The 15096-nt window shown below is 73.5% G+C and carries 13 protein-coding genes and 1 pseudogene; 3 read left to right on the top strand and 11 right to left on the bottom strand.

Annotated elements, in window-relative coordinates:
* Positions 1-62: 62 nt before the first annotated feature.
* The 9 genes and pseudogenes from ACWC9T_RS01245 to ACWC9T_RS01285 all read right to left on the bottom strand — a co-directional run bounded on the left by ACWC9T_RS01245 (position 63) and on the right by ACWC9T_RS01285 (position 8611).
* A complete protein-coding gene (locus tag ACWC9T_RS01245) occupies positions 63-1490 on the bottom strand; it encodes a protein kinase domain-containing protein (RefSeq protein ID WP_449818991.1) in 1428 nt (475 codons plus the stop codon).
* 271 nt (positions 1491-1761) lie between these two features.
* On the bottom strand, positions 1762-2376 hold the full coding sequence (locus ACWC9T_RS01250) for a bacterial proteasome activator family protein (RefSeq protein ID WP_449818992.1): 615 nt from the start codon (positions 2374-2376) through the stop codon (positions 1762-1764).
* Positions 2377-2692: 316 nt separating this feature from the next.
* Entirely contained in the window at positions 2693-3364 is a 672-nt protein-coding gene (locus ACWC9T_RS01255; protein ID WP_449818993.1) for a hypothetical protein, read from the bottom strand.
* 155 nt (positions 3365-3519) lie between these two features.
* Positions 3520-4497 carry an NAD(P)H-quinone oxidoreductase gene (locus ACWC9T_RS01260; protein WP_449818994.1) on the bottom strand — a complete coding sequence of 326 codons (978 nt, stop codon included), beginning with the start codon at positions 4495-4497 and terminating at the stop codon, positions 3520-3522.
* Between the two features lie 177 nt (positions 4498-4674).
* Positions 4675-5859, bottom strand: a complete 1185-nt coding sequence (locus ACWC9T_RS01265; RefSeq protein WP_449818996.1) for a molybdopterin molybdotransferase MoeA — start codon at positions 5857-5859, stop codon at positions 4675-4677.
* 20 nt (positions 5860-5879) lie between these two features.
* Positions 5880-6161, bottom strand: a pseudogene (locus ACWC9T_RS01270) (DUF6457 domain-containing protein); the annotation flags it as partial.
* 107 nt (positions 6162-6268) lie between these two features.
* Positions 6269-6850: a molybdenum cofactor guanylyltransferase gene (mobA, locus tag ACWC9T_RS01275; RefSeq protein WP_449818997.1), complete on the bottom strand. Its 582-nt coding sequence runs from the start codon at positions 6848-6850 to the stop codon at positions 6269-6271.
* A 31-nt stretch (positions 6851-6881) separates the two neighbouring features.
* Positions 6882-7853, bottom strand: a complete 972-nt coding sequence (locus ACWC9T_RS01280; RefSeq protein ID WP_449818998.1) for an MBL fold metallo-hydrolase — start codon at positions 7851-7853, stop codon at positions 6882-6884.
* 110 nt (positions 7854-7963) lie between these two features.
* Positions 7964-8611 (bottom strand): FMN-dependent NADH-azoreductase, encoded by a 648-nt coding sequence (locus tag ACWC9T_RS01285; RefSeq protein WP_449818999.1) that lies wholly within the window; start codon positions 8609-8611, stop codon positions 7964-7966.
* 196 nt (positions 8612-8807) lie between these two features.
* Between ACWC9T_RS01285 and ACWC9T_RS01290 the strand changes: the two genes are divergently transcribed.
* Positions 8808-9125, top strand: coding sequence for a winged helix-turn-helix transcriptional regulator (locus tag ACWC9T_RS01290; protein WP_396247573.1), 318 nt, complete (start codon positions 8808-8810; stop codon positions 9123-9125).
* An 85-nt stretch (positions 9126-9210) separates the two neighbouring features.
* Here the strand turns inward: ACWC9T_RS01290 and ACWC9T_RS01295 are convergent, their stop codons facing one another.
* Positions 9211-9978: a polyprenol monophosphomannose synthase gene (locus tag ACWC9T_RS01295; RefSeq protein ID WP_449819000.1), complete on the bottom strand. Its 768-nt coding sequence runs from the start codon at positions 9976-9978 to the stop codon at positions 9211-9213.
* A 328-nt stretch (positions 9979-10306) separates the two neighbouring features.
* Here ACWC9T_RS01295 and manA point away from each other — a divergent pair, with 328 nt between their 5' ends.
* Entirely contained in the window at positions 10307-11506 is a 1200-nt protein-coding gene (manA, locus tag ACWC9T_RS01300; RefSeq protein WP_449819001.1) for a mannose-6-phosphate isomerase, class I, read from the top strand.
* Positions 11507-11677: 171 nt separating this feature from the next.
* Here the strand turns inward: manA and dnaB are convergent, their stop codons facing one another.
* Positions 11678-13264 (bottom strand): replicative DNA helicase, encoded by a 1587-nt coding sequence (dnaB, locus tag ACWC9T_RS01305; protein ID WP_449819002.1) that lies wholly within the window; start codon positions 13262-13264, stop codon positions 11678-11680.
* 452 nt (positions 13265-13716) lie between these two features.
* Here dnaB and ACWC9T_RS01310 point away from each other — a divergent pair, with 452 nt between their 5' ends.
* The gene (locus ACWC9T_RS01310) at positions 13717-15051 is read left to right on the top strand and encodes an MATE family efflux transporter (RefSeq protein ID WP_449819003.1); all 1335 of its coding nucleotides are present in this window, start codon (positions 13717-13719) and stop codon (positions 15049-15051) included.
* Positions 15052-15096: the final 45 nt, after the last annotated feature.

Raw genomic sequence — 15096 nt, forward strand, 5'->3', positions numbered from 1 at the left:
TATCCCCGAACGCTACCGCTTCCGGCGCGCACCCGTGACCCGCCCGAACCGGCCGGAACCCGTCAGAGCAGGCCATTCCGGTCGGCCGGCTGGTCCAGCACCAGCACCGCGGCAGGCCGCTCGGCGTGGCCGAACTTGCTCTTGGTGTCGTTCTTCGCCTTGTTCACCACGATCGCGATGATGATGCCGGCCAGCACCAGCACACCGACGATGATCGCGACGACCACGAAGGCCGTGGAGCAGCCGCCGCCGTTGGGCTTCGGCTGCTGGTACGGCGGCATCGGCATCGGCTGCGGCGCCGGGGTGTGCATCGGCCGCTGCTGCCCTTGCTGGAGGTACTGCGGCTGCGGCGTGTGCGGAGCCTGCGGACGCGGGGTCTGGTAGGCCGGCGGCGGGGTCTGGTACTGCGGCTGCCCTTGCTGGAGGTACTGCGGCTGCGGCGTGTGCGGAGCCTGCGGGGCCGGGGTCTGGTAGGCCGGCGGCGGGGTCTGGTACTGCGGCTGCTGCGGGAAGGGGTGCGGGGTCTGCGGCGCGGCGTGCACCGAGCGCGGGCCCTCGGCGATCACCAGCGGGGTGCTCGCCTGCAGCTGGTGCCCGCTGCCGCCGCCCTTCAGCTCCGCGATCAGCCGCTCCGCCTCGTCCCGCATCTCGGCCGCGCTCTGGAAGCGGTGCGCCGGGTCCTTGCGCAGCGCCTGGGCGACGTAGGCGTCCACGGCCGGGGTGATCGAGCGGTTGAGGCCGGAGGGAGCCGGCGGCTCCTCCTGGACGTGCTTGTAGGCGATCGAGAAGGCCGAGTCGCCGTCGAAGACCAGCTGGCCGGTGAGCATCTCGAAGAGCATCACGCCGACCGAGTAGAGGTCGGAGCGGGCGTCCACCGGCTTGCCGAGCGCCTGCTCGGGCGAGAGGTACTGCGGGGTGCCGACCACCATGCCGGTCTGCGTCATCGACGTGACGCCGGATTCCAGCGCCCGGGCGATGCCGAAGTCCATGACCTTGACATTGCCCTTGCGGTCGAACATGACGTTGCCGGGCTTGATGTCGCGGTGCACCAGGCCCATGTCGTGCGAGGCCTCCAGCGCGTTCAGCACGCCGATGGTGACCTTCAGGGCCTGCTCGGTGGGCACCGCGCCGTACTGGGCGACCGCCTCGTTGATCGTCTCGCGCAGGCCCTTGCCGTCGATCAGCTGCATGACGATGTACGGCGTGCTGGAGCCGTCCGGGGCGATGTCCTCGCCGCTGTCGTACACCGTGACGATGTTGGGGTGCTCCAGCCGGGCCACCGCCTGGGCCTCGCGACGGAACCGTTCCTTGAACGAGTCGTCCCGGCCGAGCTCGCTGTGCATGCTCTTCAGCGCGACCTGCCGGTCCAGCACGCTGTCGTACGCGAGGTGCACGGAGGCCATGCCGCCCTCGCCCAGCAGCCGCTGCAGCACATAGCGGCCGTTGCCCAGGGAGAAGCCCTCGACCGCCGCGTTGCCGTGCTCGCTCATGGTCCTCTGCTCCCCCTCGGCGCGGCCGTGCTGCCGCAGCCGTGACGTTCGGTCTCGTCCGTGCGTGGTGGGCCCGGCCCGCTGGCCTGGCGGACCCCTGTCGCGGCGGCTCGACCGGCCAGCGACAGGGGTCAGGGTATCGGCTCCCGCCGACGGTGATCGGCCCAGGGCCGATCCTGGCCCCGGACCGTCAGCGCCGTTGCGCGGCGCTGCGGCCCGGGGCGGATCGTCGTGGTACGTCCGGCCCCGGCGACGGCCTACGGGCTGCGACCTACAGGTAGGGGCCGGAGCGGATGCCGCGGCCCTGGCCCGGCTCCTCCTCGTCCGCCTCGCCCCCGTGCAGACCGGGCGGCAGCGCGCGACGCATCTGCTCCAGCTGGGCCCGCGCGGCCATCTGCTGGGCGAACAGGGCGGTCTGGATGCCGTGGAACAGGCCCTCCAGCCAACCCACCAGCTGGGCCTGGGCGATCCGCAGCTCGGCCTCGGTCGGGATGCTGTCCTCGGTGAACGGCAGCGACAGCCGCTCCAGCTCGGCGACCAGCTCCGGGGCCAGCCCGAGTTCCAACTCCTTGATCGAGCTGGCGTGGATGTCCTTCAGCCGGGCCCGGCTGGCCTCGTCGAGGGGCGCGGCCCGAACCTCCTCCAGCAGCTGCTTGATCATGCTGCCGATGCGCATGACCTTGGCGGGCTGCTCGACCATCTCGGTCACCGGGAGCTCACGCGGCGTGTCGCCCTCGTCGTCCACGCCCCCCGCCGAGCCGGCGAACCCCTGGCCCACGGGCAGCCCGTCCGGTCCGACGATCAGCACCTTCTGGCCGTCCTGCGCCTGCCCGCCGACGGCCCGAAAGGGCTCCTGCGACGAGCGCTCGTTCATCGGATTCGTCATGAACAACATTCTCTCTCACTGGGGTTGATCGGGCGGAAGCCCCCGTTCGTCCCGCCGTCCTGCGCCACCCCGTCACGACGGTACGCCCCCGTGCCCCGCGCGGGAATCCGTACGGATACTCAGTTCCCGCCCCGCCCCATCCAACTACCGCCCCGGGCGCCCACCGTGGGCGGGACCGCCACCACCCCAGAACCCGCACCGAACCTCCACGCCGGCGGACGCCGAGGGGACCGCCCTCGGCGGGCCGACGCGGGACGTGCACGGTGAGGCACGGACGGGCCACCCGGTGCTCCGTGCCTCACTACCGGTGCCTGCTTCAGCCCTTCCGGAGGCTGAGGCCGATCAGGGCGAGGCCGCAGCCGATGAGGCCCAGCCCGACGCCGAGGGGGAGCTGGAGGGTGGAGGCGTCCTGCCAGCGGGCGGGGAGGACTGCGGGGGCGGCGGCCGCGACGGTTTGGCCGGAGGCCGCCGCGACGGTTTGGCCGGAGGCCGCCGCGCCGGTGTCCGGGGCGCTGGGGGCCGCGGGGGCTACGGGGGCCGGGGCGTCCGGGGTGTCCGCGTCGCTGTCCGGCTGGTCGGCCTCGACGCTCTGGTCCCGGGCCTGCTCGGGCTGCTGCTCGACGCTCTGGTCGGTGGCCTGGCCCGGAGTCCGGTCCGGAGCCTGGTCCGGAGCCCGTTCCACGGTGGCGTCGGGGCGTTCCGGCGCCGACGCCGGGCGGTGGCGGTGGCGATGGCGGTGGGCCCGGTGGAAGTCGCGGTCGTCCGGGCGCGTTCGGCGCCCCGAATGCTGCGGCAGCGCGGCCGAGGGCTCCGCCTCGATGCTCGCCCGGGTGTTCGGCGAGGGCCCCGCCACGGCCGTCGTCGCGGCGGCCAGCGGGAGCGTGAGGCCCAGCACGGCCGCCGCGAGCAGCCGCTGGGAGCGGCGGGTGCGACGGTGGTGCGGTGCGGCGGGCAGCGGCCCGAGGAGTGCGTGCAGTGATGCGGCCACGGTCGGAGTCCTTCCGACGGCCGACCGCGCCCGGGGGCGGAATCGGCGGCGGGACAGCTCCGGACCAGACTCACACATTCCGACTAACGCGGCATTTCGGACACCCTGTGCAGCCCTGCAGCCGACCGCCGCCAACCCCTCGGGCCTTCAAACCTTCAGGCCTTCAGTACGACCTTCCCGACCTGCTCCCCCGCCTCCAGCGCCCGGTGTCCGGCACCGGCCTCGGTCAGCGGCAGCACCCGGTCCACCACCGGCTTCACCACCCCGGACTCCACCAGCGGCCACACGTGCTCCCGCACCGCCGCCACGATCGCCGCCTTCTCCGCCAGCGGCCGCCCGCGCAGGTTGGTGGCGATCACGGCCGCCCGCTTGCGCAGCAGCGCGTTGAGGTCCAGCTCGCTCTTCACCCCGCCCTGCAGCCCGATGATCACCAGCCTCCCGTTGACCGCCAGCGCGTCCACGTTCCGCTGCAGGTACTTGGCGCCCATGATGTCCAGGATCACGTCCGCCCCGGCCCCGCCGGTGGCCTCCCGGAGTGCCTCGACGAAGTCCTGCTCGCGGTAGTTGATCATGATGTCCGCGCCCAGCTCGGCGCACCGGGCCAGCTTCTCCGCGCTGCCCGCCGTCACCGCGACCCGCGCGCCGACCGCCTTGGCCAGCTGGATCGCCATCGTCCCGATGCCGCTCGCGCCGCCGTGCAGCAGCACCGTCTCACCCGGCCGCAGGTGGGCCGTGAGGAACACGTTGGACCACACCGTGCAGGCGACCTCCGGCAGCGCCGCGGCCTGCTCCGCGCTCAGCCCCTTGGGCAGCGGCAGCAGCTGCCCGCTCGGCACCGCGACCCGCTGGGCGTACCCGCCGCCGGCCAGCAGCGCGCACACCTCGTCGCCGACCGCCCAGCCGGACACCCCCGGCCCGAGCGCGACGATCCGCCCGGCGCACTCCAGCCCCGGGTAGGGCGAGGCGCCGGGCGGCGGGCTGTAGAAGCCCTGCCGCTGGAGCAGATCGGCCCGGTTGACGGCGGTGGCCGCCACCTCGACCAGGACCTCGCCCTCGCCGGGCACCGGGTCGGGCACCTCCGCCCACACCAGTGCCTCGGGACCGCCGGGTACGGGAATCGTCATCGCATGCATGCCCCGAACCTACTGCGCCTCACGGCAGTTCGGGGCCAGGCCCCGCCCCGGCCGGCCGACTTGATGACGAGCTACGCCACGGCTCGGCCCCTGGCGCAACCGACTCATGCGCCCACACGCACCTCTCGGTGGCGGAGCTCGCTCCGCTCCCTCACACGCGCACCTCGCTGCGCTCGCTCACGGCGCCTCCACCAGCTCGACGGTCTGCCCCGCCGCCGCCCCGCCGGGCGGGACCACGGCCAGCGCCTCGGCCCGGGCCAGGCCGCGCAGCATCGCGGGCCCGTCGAAGGCGAGCGGTACGACCCCTTCAACGGTGCGCCGCACCGGCTGCAGCCGGGTGTCCACCGGGTGCCCGGGCAGGACGACGGCCGCCGGTGCGAGCGCGGGAGCGGCGACCGCCCGCCCACCGCGGGCGTGCAGCAGCGGCAGGGCGAGCGTGACCATCCCGGCGACGGCGGCCAGCGGGTTGCCCGGCAGGCCCACCAGGTGGCGTCCGCCGGGGAGTTCGGCCAGCAGCATGGGATGTCCGGGCCGTACGGCGACGCCGTCCACCAGGAGCCGGGCGCCGACCTCGGCGAGCGCCCGGTGCAGGAAGTCCACCGGCCCGGCGGCCGTCCCGCCGGTGGTGACCACGACATCGGCGGTGGAGTGCCGCAGCGCGTCCCGCAGCAGCCCGAAGTCGTCCCGGACGCACCGGACTTCGGCCACCTCCGCACCGGCCGCCCGCAGCCAGGGCGGCAGCAGCGGACCGAGCGCGTCCCGGACCAGCCCCGGCCCGGGGATCCCGGAGGCGAGCAACTCGTCTCCGAGCAACAGTAGTTGGACCATCGGCCGACGGCGGACGGCCAGCCGGTCGTGGCCGCAGGCGGCGGCCAGGCCGAGCACGGCCGGGCCGACCACCGTCCCGGCCGGCAGCAACTCCTCGCCCCGGCGGCACTCCTGGCCGCGCGGGCGGACGTCCTGGCCGGTGGTCAGCGGCTGCGGGCCGCGGTCGTGCAGCAGTGCGCCGTCCGCCCGGCCGTGCTCGCGGCGCAGCACGGCGGTTGCGCCGGGCGGCAGTTGGGCCCCGGTGGCGATCTCGACGGCGCTGCCGTCGTCCAGCGGCGCCACCTCGGTCCGGCCGGCCAGCACCCGTCCGGCGACCCGCCAGGGCCCGGGGCCGGCCACCGCCCAGCCGTCCATCGCGGAGGTGTCGAAGGCGGGCAGGTCGGTCAGCGCGCCCAGCGGTTCGGCCAGGGTGTGCCCGAGCGTCTCGGCCAGCGGCAGCCCGACCACCGGCAGCGGGCGCAGCCCGGCCCGGCGCGCGGCCTCCCGGGCCTGCGGCCAGCTCAGCGTGCCCGGGCCGGTGGACGGCGCCGCCACGGCAGTCTGCCCGACCGCGCTCACGGCTCGCCCGGCCCGTCGGCGGCGCTCCAGCGCTCGGCGAGCGCCGTGGTCCGCCGGGACGCCTCGGCCACGGCCGCCGACCCGCCGCCCTGCTGGGCGGCCGCGTAGCCGATCAGGAAGGCGGTCAGCGGCGCGGCCGGGCGGGCCACCCCGTGCGCGACCACCCGGGCCATGTCGAGCAGGCCCCGGACGTCCACATCCAGGTCGATGCCCAGGTCGGCCTTGACCTCGGCGATCCAGTCTTCCAGCGTGCGCTCCATGCGCCCATGCTGCCTGATCGGCGGTTTCCCGTAGGTGTTCACCCCGTGTGCGGGGCGCGTCGTTTCCCTCACGGGCCGACGAAGGACCCCGTGAGCTGCCCTTCCGGTCGCCGCGCGGCGAAGGTTCAGGACCTCTCCCGCTCCCGGGCCTGCTCCAGGTCCTCCCAGGTGTCGCAGTCGTACGCGACGTTGTGGGTGTCGGCCACCAGCAGCCGGGACAGCCCTCCGACGAGCCGGCGCAGCGGCAGTCCGTCCGGGTCGCCGAGGCCGGCCAGCGCGGTGCGCAGCGGGGCGGTCCGGTAGGCGGCGGCGAGCGGCTGCTCGCGTCCGCCGGCGTCGAGCAGGACGGTGGCCGCCACGGTCGGCTCGGCCGCGTCGAGGGCGTCGACCAGCCGCTCCACCGTCCACCGGTCCAGGAAGGGCAGGTCGGCGGCGAGCAGTAGCACGGTGTCCGCGGTGACCAGGTCGAGCCCGGCCGAGACGGCCGCGACCGGCCCGCCACCGGGCGGCTGCTCCCTGGTCCAGCGGACCCCCTCGCGCGCGGTCGGCCGGGCGGGGCCGACCACGACGGTGGTGCGGGCGCCCGCGCAGGCGGCGAGCACCCGGTCGAGCAGGGAGGTCTCCCCCACGGTCAGGCCGGGCTTGTCGACCCCGCCGAGGCGGCGGGCGGCACCACCCGCCGGAACGATCACGTCGTACGGCGTCATGTGGCCAGTATCCGCCCGGCCGTGCCGGACCCTACTCGGCCGGGTCGTCGTCCTCGACGATCTCCGCGTCGATGATCCCGTCCTCCGCCGACGCCCGGGCGGTGTTCGCCGCCGCGCCCAGCTCCAGGAAGGACGGCAGGGTCAGCTCCCCGTACCGCTCGCTCATCGTCGTGACCAGCGCCTCCGGGTCGTGCGGGTGCGCGGCCAGCGCCCGGTCGAAGTCCTGAAGGTACTTCCCGGTGAAGGCGAGCACCCGGGCCGCGTCGTCGCCCTGCTCGGGGGCGCGGTGGCCGGCGATCACCCGGTCGACGCCGAGGTCCGCGATCCGGCCGAGGTTGTGCCCCCAGGTGGTGCGCTGGGCCGGGGTGGTGTCGGCGGTCCACACGTGGGTGCCGTTGTAGACGAAGTCCCCGGCGATCACGGTCCGGATGCTCGGCACGTGGACGACCGTGGACTCCCCGCAGTCAGCCTGGCCGAGCAGCAGCACCGGGATCACCTGGCGGTCGAGCATCAGCGGCTGCGGCAGCAGCGGGGCGGGGATCAGCGGGTGGTTCGGGATGTCGTCGCCGTACACCGGCTTCCACTGCGCGACCTTGGCGGCGACGGTGCGCCGGATGCCCTCGACCACCGCCGGTACGGCCAGCAGCCGCGCGTCCGGGAAGAGCTTCAGCACCTCCTCGGCGCCGAAGTAGTGGTCGGGGTGCTGGTGGGTGATGACGACGGCGAGCAGCCGGCGGCCCTTGCCCGCGACCCACTCGGCCAGTTCCCGCCCGGCGCTGCGGGTGAGCTGGGCGTCCACCAGGATCGCGGTCTGCTCGCCGAGGACCAGCGTGGAGGTGCTGAAGAAGGCCGACTCGGGGCCGGTGAAGACGGCGACCTCCAGCGGCCGGGCGGACCGCTCGGCCTCCGCGGCGGCGGCGCGCGCCACAGCGGTGTCGGCCGCGACGGGCTCGGCGTCCATCCGCTCCGCGCCGGCGCTCTCCTCGGGCGGGGACGACGTCACGGGCTGCTCCCTCTGGTCGGCGGTCGGACTCCCTGCGCCCTACAGCATGGGAGCATTGGCGGCCGATTGCGCGGAAGGCGCGCCCGACGGGGCGCGCCTTCGGGCGCGGCTCACACCGCGGTGCGGGCGGCGAGCTCCTTGCCGCGGCGGGCGGCCTGCTCCAGTGCCTGGGCCTTGGACTCGGCGGCCTTCGGGACGAAGTCGGCCATCGCCGGGACGGACCCGGCCAGGGTGAACTCGGGGACGATGAAGTCGACCTCCAGCCCGAGCATGCCGGTCAGCACCTTCTCCAGGTAGGTGGTGACGAACTCGTACGGCTCGCGCGGGGCGCCGGGCGCGTACGAGCCGCCGCGGGCGGCGACCACGGTGACCGGGGTGCCCTTGGCGGAGGGCTCCTCACCCGCGGTGCGGCCGATCAGGATCACCTGGTCCAGCCAGGCCTTGAGGGTCGACGGGATCGTGAAGTTGTACATCGGGGCGCCGATCAGTACGGCGTCGGCCTGCTCCAGCTCGGCCATCAGCTCGTCGCGCAGTGCGAAGGCGGCGGTCTGCTCGGCGCTGCGGCCCTCGGCGGGGACGAACCCGCCGGTGATGCCGTGCACGTCCAGGTGCGGGATCGGGTCGGCGGCGAGGTCCCGGTGGATCACCGTTCCCTCGGGGTGCTCGGCCAGCCAGGCGGCCCGGAAGGCGGCCGTGACCTCGCGGGAGACGGAGCCGCCGGCGACTGCGGAGGAGTCGATGTGCAGAAGCGTGGGCATGGAGACCTCCAGAGAATAAGTAGCTGCTGTTTCTCCTGCAGCTGCAAGTACCGTAGCAGCTTACTTTTCTGCAGTCACTAGTGACAGGTCGAGTACGCTGGATCCCATGGCCGAGCACGAGGTAGTGACCGATGGGGCGCCGACCGCCGTGGAGGCGTGCGTCGCCGGGGACCAGAGCGGCTGCACCAACGTCGAGATGGCCCTCACCCGGGTGTTCACCCTGCTCGGGAAGCGCTGGACCGGCCTGCTGCTGGGCGTGCTCAACCAGAGCGGCCCGGCCTACTTCTCCGAGCTGCGCCGCGCGATCCCGGGCATCAGCGAGCGGATGCTCTCCGACCGGCTGACCGAGCTGACCGAGGCCGGGATGGTCGTCCGCGAGGTCGACGCCGGCCCGCCGCTACGGGTCAGCTACCGGCTCACCGAGGGCGGCGTCGCGCTGAAGCCGGCGCTCACCGAGCTGGCCCTCTGGGCCGACCGCTACCTGCCGGAGAGCGCGCTCAAGGGCGGCTGCTGACATTCCCGGAACGGCCCCGCCCACGAACGACGAAGGGCCCGCCCACCGGCGAACCGGTGGACGGGCCCTTCAGACACCCGCGGGCTCAGCGCTTGGTCACGGCCCCGCGCAGGCGGGCCACCCGGTCGGCGACACCCCAGGTGGTGACCCGCCAGAGCGCCTCGATCACGATGTTGCGGCTCATCTTGGACGCACCCAGCTCGCGCTCGACGAAGGTGATCGGCACCTCGGCGACCTTGAACCCGGCCTTCACCGTGCGCCAGGCCAGGTCGACCTGGAAGCAGTACCCGGCCGAGGCGACCTGGTCCATGCCCAGCCCCAGCAGGGTCTCCTTGCGGAAGGCCCGGTAGCCGCCGGTGACGTCCCGGATCGGCACGCCCAGCATCAGCCGGGAGTAGGTCGAGCCACCGCGCGAGAGCAGCAGCCGGGACTTCGGCCAGTTCACCACCCGGCCGCCCGGCACCCAGCGCGAGCCGAGCACCAGGTCGGCGCCGCGCAGCGCGCCCAGCAGCCGGTCCAGTTCCTCGGGCTGGTGCGAGCCGTCGGCGTCCATCTCGACCAGGACGTCGTAGCCGTTGTCGATGCCCCAGCGGAAGCCGGCGAGGTAGGCGGCGCCCAGGCCCTCCTTGCCCTTGCGGTGCATGACGTGGACGTGCGGGTCCTCGGCGGCCAGCTTGTCGGCCAGCTCACCGGTGCCGTCGGGGCTGTTGTCGTCGGCGACCAACACGTGCGCCTCGGGCACCGAGGCGCGGACCCGGCCGACGATCCGTTCGACGTTCTCCGCCTCGTTGTAGGTCGGGATGATCACCAGGACCCTGCCGAGATCAGCAAAACTCTGCTGGTTCACGGTCACGTACAAACCTCTCGGCCGATGGCGGGGAGTATCAGAACACCGTCGCCCGCACTCTGGAACGCGGTCCCGCCGACAGCCCGCCGGCGGGTTGTCGGCGGTGGAGAATGCTGTGCGGGGCGGGGACTACTGCGTCCTGGCATCCTACTACCGCGCCCGGGAACCACCGGTCCGACCACGGCACTCCCACCGGACGACCACCATTTCCCCGTGGGTGATGCGGGTGGGCTAGGGTCGATGCCCTTGCCCGTGCCCGGACCGCCCGGACGGCCGGGCCCGCCCCGCCGATCCGGCACACCCGCCCAGCCAGCGAAGGAGTAGGACCGCGCGCATGGACAGGCTCGTCAACACCGTCCGCCCGTATGCCTGGGGGTCGCTCACGGCCCTGCCCGAGCTGCTGGGGCAGGAACCGACCGGTGAACCGCAGGCCGAGCTGTGGATGGGCGCCCACCCCGGCGACCCGTCCCGCGCCGACCGCGGCGAGGGCCCGCGCCGACTGGACGAGCTGATCGCGGCCGACCCCGAGCGAGAGCTCGGCGCGGCGAGCGTGGCCCGGTTCGGCCCGACCCTGCCGTTCCTGTTCAAGGTGCTCACCGCGGGCATCCCGCTGTCCATCCAGGCGCACCCCACGCTGGACCAGGCCAAGGCCGGCTTCGCCGCCGAGAACGCCCTGGGCATACCGCTGGACGCCCCCGAGCGCAGCTACCGCGACGACAATCACAAGCCCGAAATGATCTGTGCGCTGGGCGAGTTCGATGGCCTGTGCGGCTTCCGCCGGCCCACCGAGACGGCCGAGCTGATGGCCCGGCTCTCGGTGCCCGGGCTGGACCCGCTGATCGACCTGCTGTGCGTCGAGGACGAGTCCGAGGCGCTGCGCGGCACGCTGGCCGCCCTCCTCACCATGGACGACGAGACCGCCAGGAAGACCGTCCGGGAGACCGCCGAGGTACTGACGGCGTGCGACACCGGCGATCCGGACTGGTACTACGCCCCGTACGCGCGGATCGCCAAGGACTTCCCGGAGGACCGCGGCCTGATCACCGCCTTCCTGCTCAACCACTTCCGGCTGCGTGCCGGCGAGGCGCTCTACCTGGGCGCCGGGGTGCCGCACGCCTACCTGTCCGGCGTCTGCGTCGAGCTGCAGGCCAACTCGGACAACGTGCTGCGGGCCGGCCTCACCCCCAAGCACATCGACGTGCCGGAGCTGCTGAAGGTCGTGGTCTTCGAGTCCGGCGCGGCCCGGGTGGTCCGTCCCGTCCCGGTCGAGGGCACCCCCGGCGAGCAGCTCTACCCCGCCCCGATCGACGAGTTCCGGCTCTCCCGCTTCGAGCTGGACGGCGTCGGGCGCGAGATCGACGGTCGCACCCCGCAGATCCTGCTCTGCACCGAGGGCGCGGTACGGCTCACCGGCGCCGACGGTACCGCGCTGGACCTCGCCCGCGGCCAGTCCGCCTTCCTTCCGGCCACCGGCGCCCCGACCAGCCTCTCCGGCACCGGCAGCACGCTGTTCCGCGCCACCGTCACGGTCTGACGGCGACCGCCGACCGTTCGTACGACGCAGGGCTCGTCCCCCACCGGGGACGAGCCCTGCTCAGCTCAGGTGACCACCGGGTGATCAGCGGTCCGACGGCCCCGCGCCCACCTCGACCGGCACCGGCCCAGCTCCTGCGGGACCGGCCGGCCCTAGGACCTGGACCGGCCCTTAGTCCCGGGTCATGTCGACGAAGCGCGAGTAGTGGCCCTGGAAGGCGACCGTGATGGTGGCGGTCGGGCCGTTACGGTGCTTGGCGACGATCAGGTCGGCCTCGCCCGCGCGGGGCGACTCCTTCTCGTAGGCGTCCTCGCGGTGCAGCAGGATGACCATGTCGGCGTCCTGCTCGATCGAGCCGGACTCACGGAGGTCCGAGACCATCGGCCGCTTGTCGGTGCGCTGCTCGGGACCACGGTTCAGCTGGGACAGCGCGATGACCGGGACTTCCAGTTCCTTGGCCAGCAGCTTGAGGTTACGGGACATGTCCGAGACCTCCTGCTGGCGGTTCTCGGCCCGGCGGGAGCCGCCGGACTGCATCAGCTGGAGGTAGTCGATCACGATCAGCTTGATGTCGTTGCGCTGCTTGAGCCGGCGGCACTTGGCGCGGATCTCCATCATCGACAGGTTCGGCGAGTCGTCGATGAACAGCGGCGCCTCGCTGACGTCGGGCATCCGGCGGGCGACCCGGGTCCAGTCGTCGTCCGTCATGTTGCCGGAGCGCATGTGGTGCAGCGCGACCCGGGCCTCGGCGGAGAGCAGCCGCATGGCGATCTCGTTGCGGCCCATTTCGAGCGAGAAGATCACGCTCGGCAGCTTGTGGTGGATCGAGCAGGCCCGGGCGAAGTCCAGCGCGAGGGTGGACTTGCCCATCGCGGGTCGGGCCGCGATGACGATCATCTGGCCGGGGTGCAGACCGTTGGTGAGCTGGTCGAAGTCGGCGAAACCGGTCGGCACGCCGGACATCTGGCCGTTGCGGGAGCCGATCGCCTCGATCTCGTCGAGGGCACCCTCCATGATGTCGGCGAGCGGCGCGTAGTCCTCGTTGGTGCGCTGCTCGGTGACGGCGTAGATCTCCGCCTGGGCGGCGTTGACGATCTCGTCCACGTCGCCCTCGGCCGCGTAGCCCATTCCGGCGATCCGGGTGCCGGCCTCGACCAGGCGGCGCAGCACGGCGCGCTCGTGGACGATCTGGGCGTAGTACTCGGCGTTGGCCGCGGTCGGGACGGAGTTGACCAGGGTGTGCAGGTACGAGGCGCCGCCGACGCGCTGCAGCTCGCCGCGCTTGGTCAGCTCGCCGGCCACGGTGATCGGGTCGGCCGGCTCGCCGCGGGCGTAGAGGTCGAGGATCGCTCCGTGGACCATCTCGTGCGCGGGCCGGTAGTAGTCGGCCGGCTTGAGCACCTCGACCACGTCGGCGATGGCGTCCTTGGAGAGCAGCATGCCGCCCAGGACGGACTGCTCGGCGGCGAGGTCCTGCGGAGGGACGCGCTCGAAGCCGTCGACGCCGCCCTGGCCCTCGTCCTCGCGGCGGTCCCGGTCGTCCCGGCGGTCGCCCTTCTTGAAGCCGCCGCCCTTGCGGAAGCCCTCGCCCCGGCCGCCGCCCTGGCCACCACGGTTCCGGGGGACCGGGAGCCGGTCGCCGGGCCCGTCCGGGAAGGGGGCGTCGTCGAAGGCACCGACCGGGAACGGGTCCTCGGCGGTCTGCCAGTCCTCCTCCGGCGGCGGGGCGTCGTGGTCGTCGTACTGGGGGCCGGTCACGCGTGTTCCCCGATCAGCGAGTGGTGCGAGTTGGAGCAGGCCTTGCCGGTGGCTGGGTGGAGCGGAGCCGCTCCTCTTTGTACGCCATGGCACCGACAAATCGGACGCCGGGGCGGGTGGGAGTGTCGGGTGGACGGCCCACGCTAAGGCGCCGGGAGCCCTTGCGCCAAGGCGGTTATCCACAGGGGGTGTGGACGAGTGGCCCTGGGCTGTGGAGAACTGCCGCAAAGCTGTGGACACCCCTGTGGAAGTTCCTGTGGATAACCAGACGATCGATCCACCGTCAACCCCCTGACCTGCGAATACCTCTTCCCGGGCCTGTGCATGAGAAATTCTTCACACACCACCGAACGGCTGTGGGCACCCAGCGCACAGAGCTCGTCGCTCAGGATTTCGAGTAACGACTGCATAGGGCTATCACCCATTACCTGTGGATGAGTACCCTGGAGCCCATGACCGCCGCCCCCACCGAGCCCCCCAGCCGCCGGCACGACCGCGAGATCCTCGCCCTGGCGGTCCCGGCCTTCGGCGCGCTGGTCGCCGAACCGCTCTTCCTGATGGCCGACTCGGCGATCGTCGGCCACCTCGGCACCCCCCAGCTCGCCGGGGTCGGCGTCGCCTCCGCCGCGCTCACCACCGCGACCGGTGTGTTCGTCTTCCTCGCCTACGCCACCACCGCCGCGGTGGCCCGCCAGATCGGCGCCGGGGACCGCCGGGGCGCCGTCCAGCAGGGCGTCGACGGTCTCTGGCTCGCTCTCGGGCTGGCCGTCCCGGTCGTCCTGCTCACTCTGCTGCTGGCCCCCTGGGCGGCCGGGGTGCTGGGCGCCTCGCCGACCGCCGCGCCGTACGCGGTCACCTACCTGCGGATCAGCTCGCTGGGCATCCCGGCCATGCTGCTGGTGATGGCGGCCACCGGTGTGCTGCGCGGTCTCCAGGACACCCGTACGCCGCTGCTGGTGGCGGTCGCGGGCTTCACCACCAACATCGGCCTGAACGCAGGCCTGGTGTACGGGGCGGGGCTCGGGGTGGCCGGCTCGGCCTGGGGCACCGTGCTGACGCAGACCGGGATGGCCGCCGTCTACCTGGTCGTGGTGGTCCGCGGCGCCCGCCACGAGCGGGCCTCGCTGCGGCCGGACGCGGCGGGCATCCGGGCCGGTGCCAAGGCGGGCGGTCCGCTGCTGGTCCGGACGGTCAGCCTGCGCGCGGTGCTGATGATCGCCACCGCGGTGGCCGCCCGGCTCGGCGACGACCAGGTGGCCGCGCACCAGATCACCATGACGCTGTTCAGCTTCCTGGCCTTCGCGCTGGACGCCATCGCGATCGCCGGGCAGGCCATCATCGGCCGCTACCTGGGCGCCGCCGACGTCCCGGGCGCCAAGGCGGCAACCCGGCGGATGGTCGAGTGGGGCCTCGGCTCCGGGGTGGTGCTCGGCCTGCTGGTGGTGCTCGCCCGCCCGCTGTACGTCCCGCTCTTCACCCCCGACCCGGCGGTCCAGGGCCAGCTGGACACCGCCCTGCTGCTGCTCGCGCTCAGCCAGCCGGTGGCCGGTCCGGTCTTCGTGCTGGACGGCGTCCTGATGGGTGCCGGGGACGGCCCGTACCTGGCCTGGGCCGCACTCGCCACCCTGGCGGTGTTCGCCCCGACGGCGGCCCTGGTGCCGGCCACCGGCACCGGATTGGCCGGGCTCTGGTGGGCGATGAACCTGTTCATGCTGGTCCGCGCGGTGTTCCTGGTGGCCCGCGCCCGCGGCGGCCGCTGGCTGGTCACCGGGGCCGTCCGGGGCTGAGCCCCGGCCCGGAACACCCTGGAACGACCGAGGGCCGGACTCCCC

The sequence above is a fragment of the Kitasatospora sp. NPDC001159 genome, assembly GCF_053598235.1.

Excerpts from the sequence above, each read along its gene's own strand:
- ACWC9T_RS01245 (WP_449818991.1), bottom strand. The coding sequence starts at position 1,490 with ATGAGCGAGCACGGCAACGCGGCGGTCGAGGGCTTCTCCCTGGGCAAC.
- ACWC9T_RS01250 (WP_449818992.1), bottom strand. The coding sequence starts at position 2,376 with ATGACGAATCCGATGAACGAGCGCTCGTCGCAGGAGCCCTTTCGGGCC.
- ACWC9T_RS01260 (WP_449818994.1), bottom strand. The coding sequence starts at position 4,497 with ATGCATGCGATGACGATTCCCGTACCCGGCGGTCCCGAGGCACTGGTG.
- mobA (WP_449818997.1), bottom strand. The coding sequence starts at position 6,850 with ATGACGCCGTACGACGTGATCGTTCCGGCGGGTGGTGCCGCCCGCCGC.
- ACWC9T_RS01285 (WP_449818999.1), bottom strand. The coding sequence starts at position 8,611 with ATGCCCACGCTTCTGCACATCGACTCCTCCGCAGTCGCCGGCGGCTCC.
- ACWC9T_RS01290 (WP_396247573.1), top strand. The coding sequence starts at position 8,808 with ATGGCCCTCACCCGGGTGTTCACCCTGCTCGGGAAGCGCTGGACCGGC.
- manA (WP_449819001.1), top strand. The coding sequence starts at position 10,307 with ATGGACAGGCTCGTCAACACCGTCCGCCCGTATGCCTGGGGGTCGCTC.
- ACWC9T_RS01310 (WP_449819003.1), top strand. The coding sequence starts at position 13,717 with ATGACCGCCGCCCCCACCGAGCCCCCCAGCCGCCGGCACGACCGCGAG.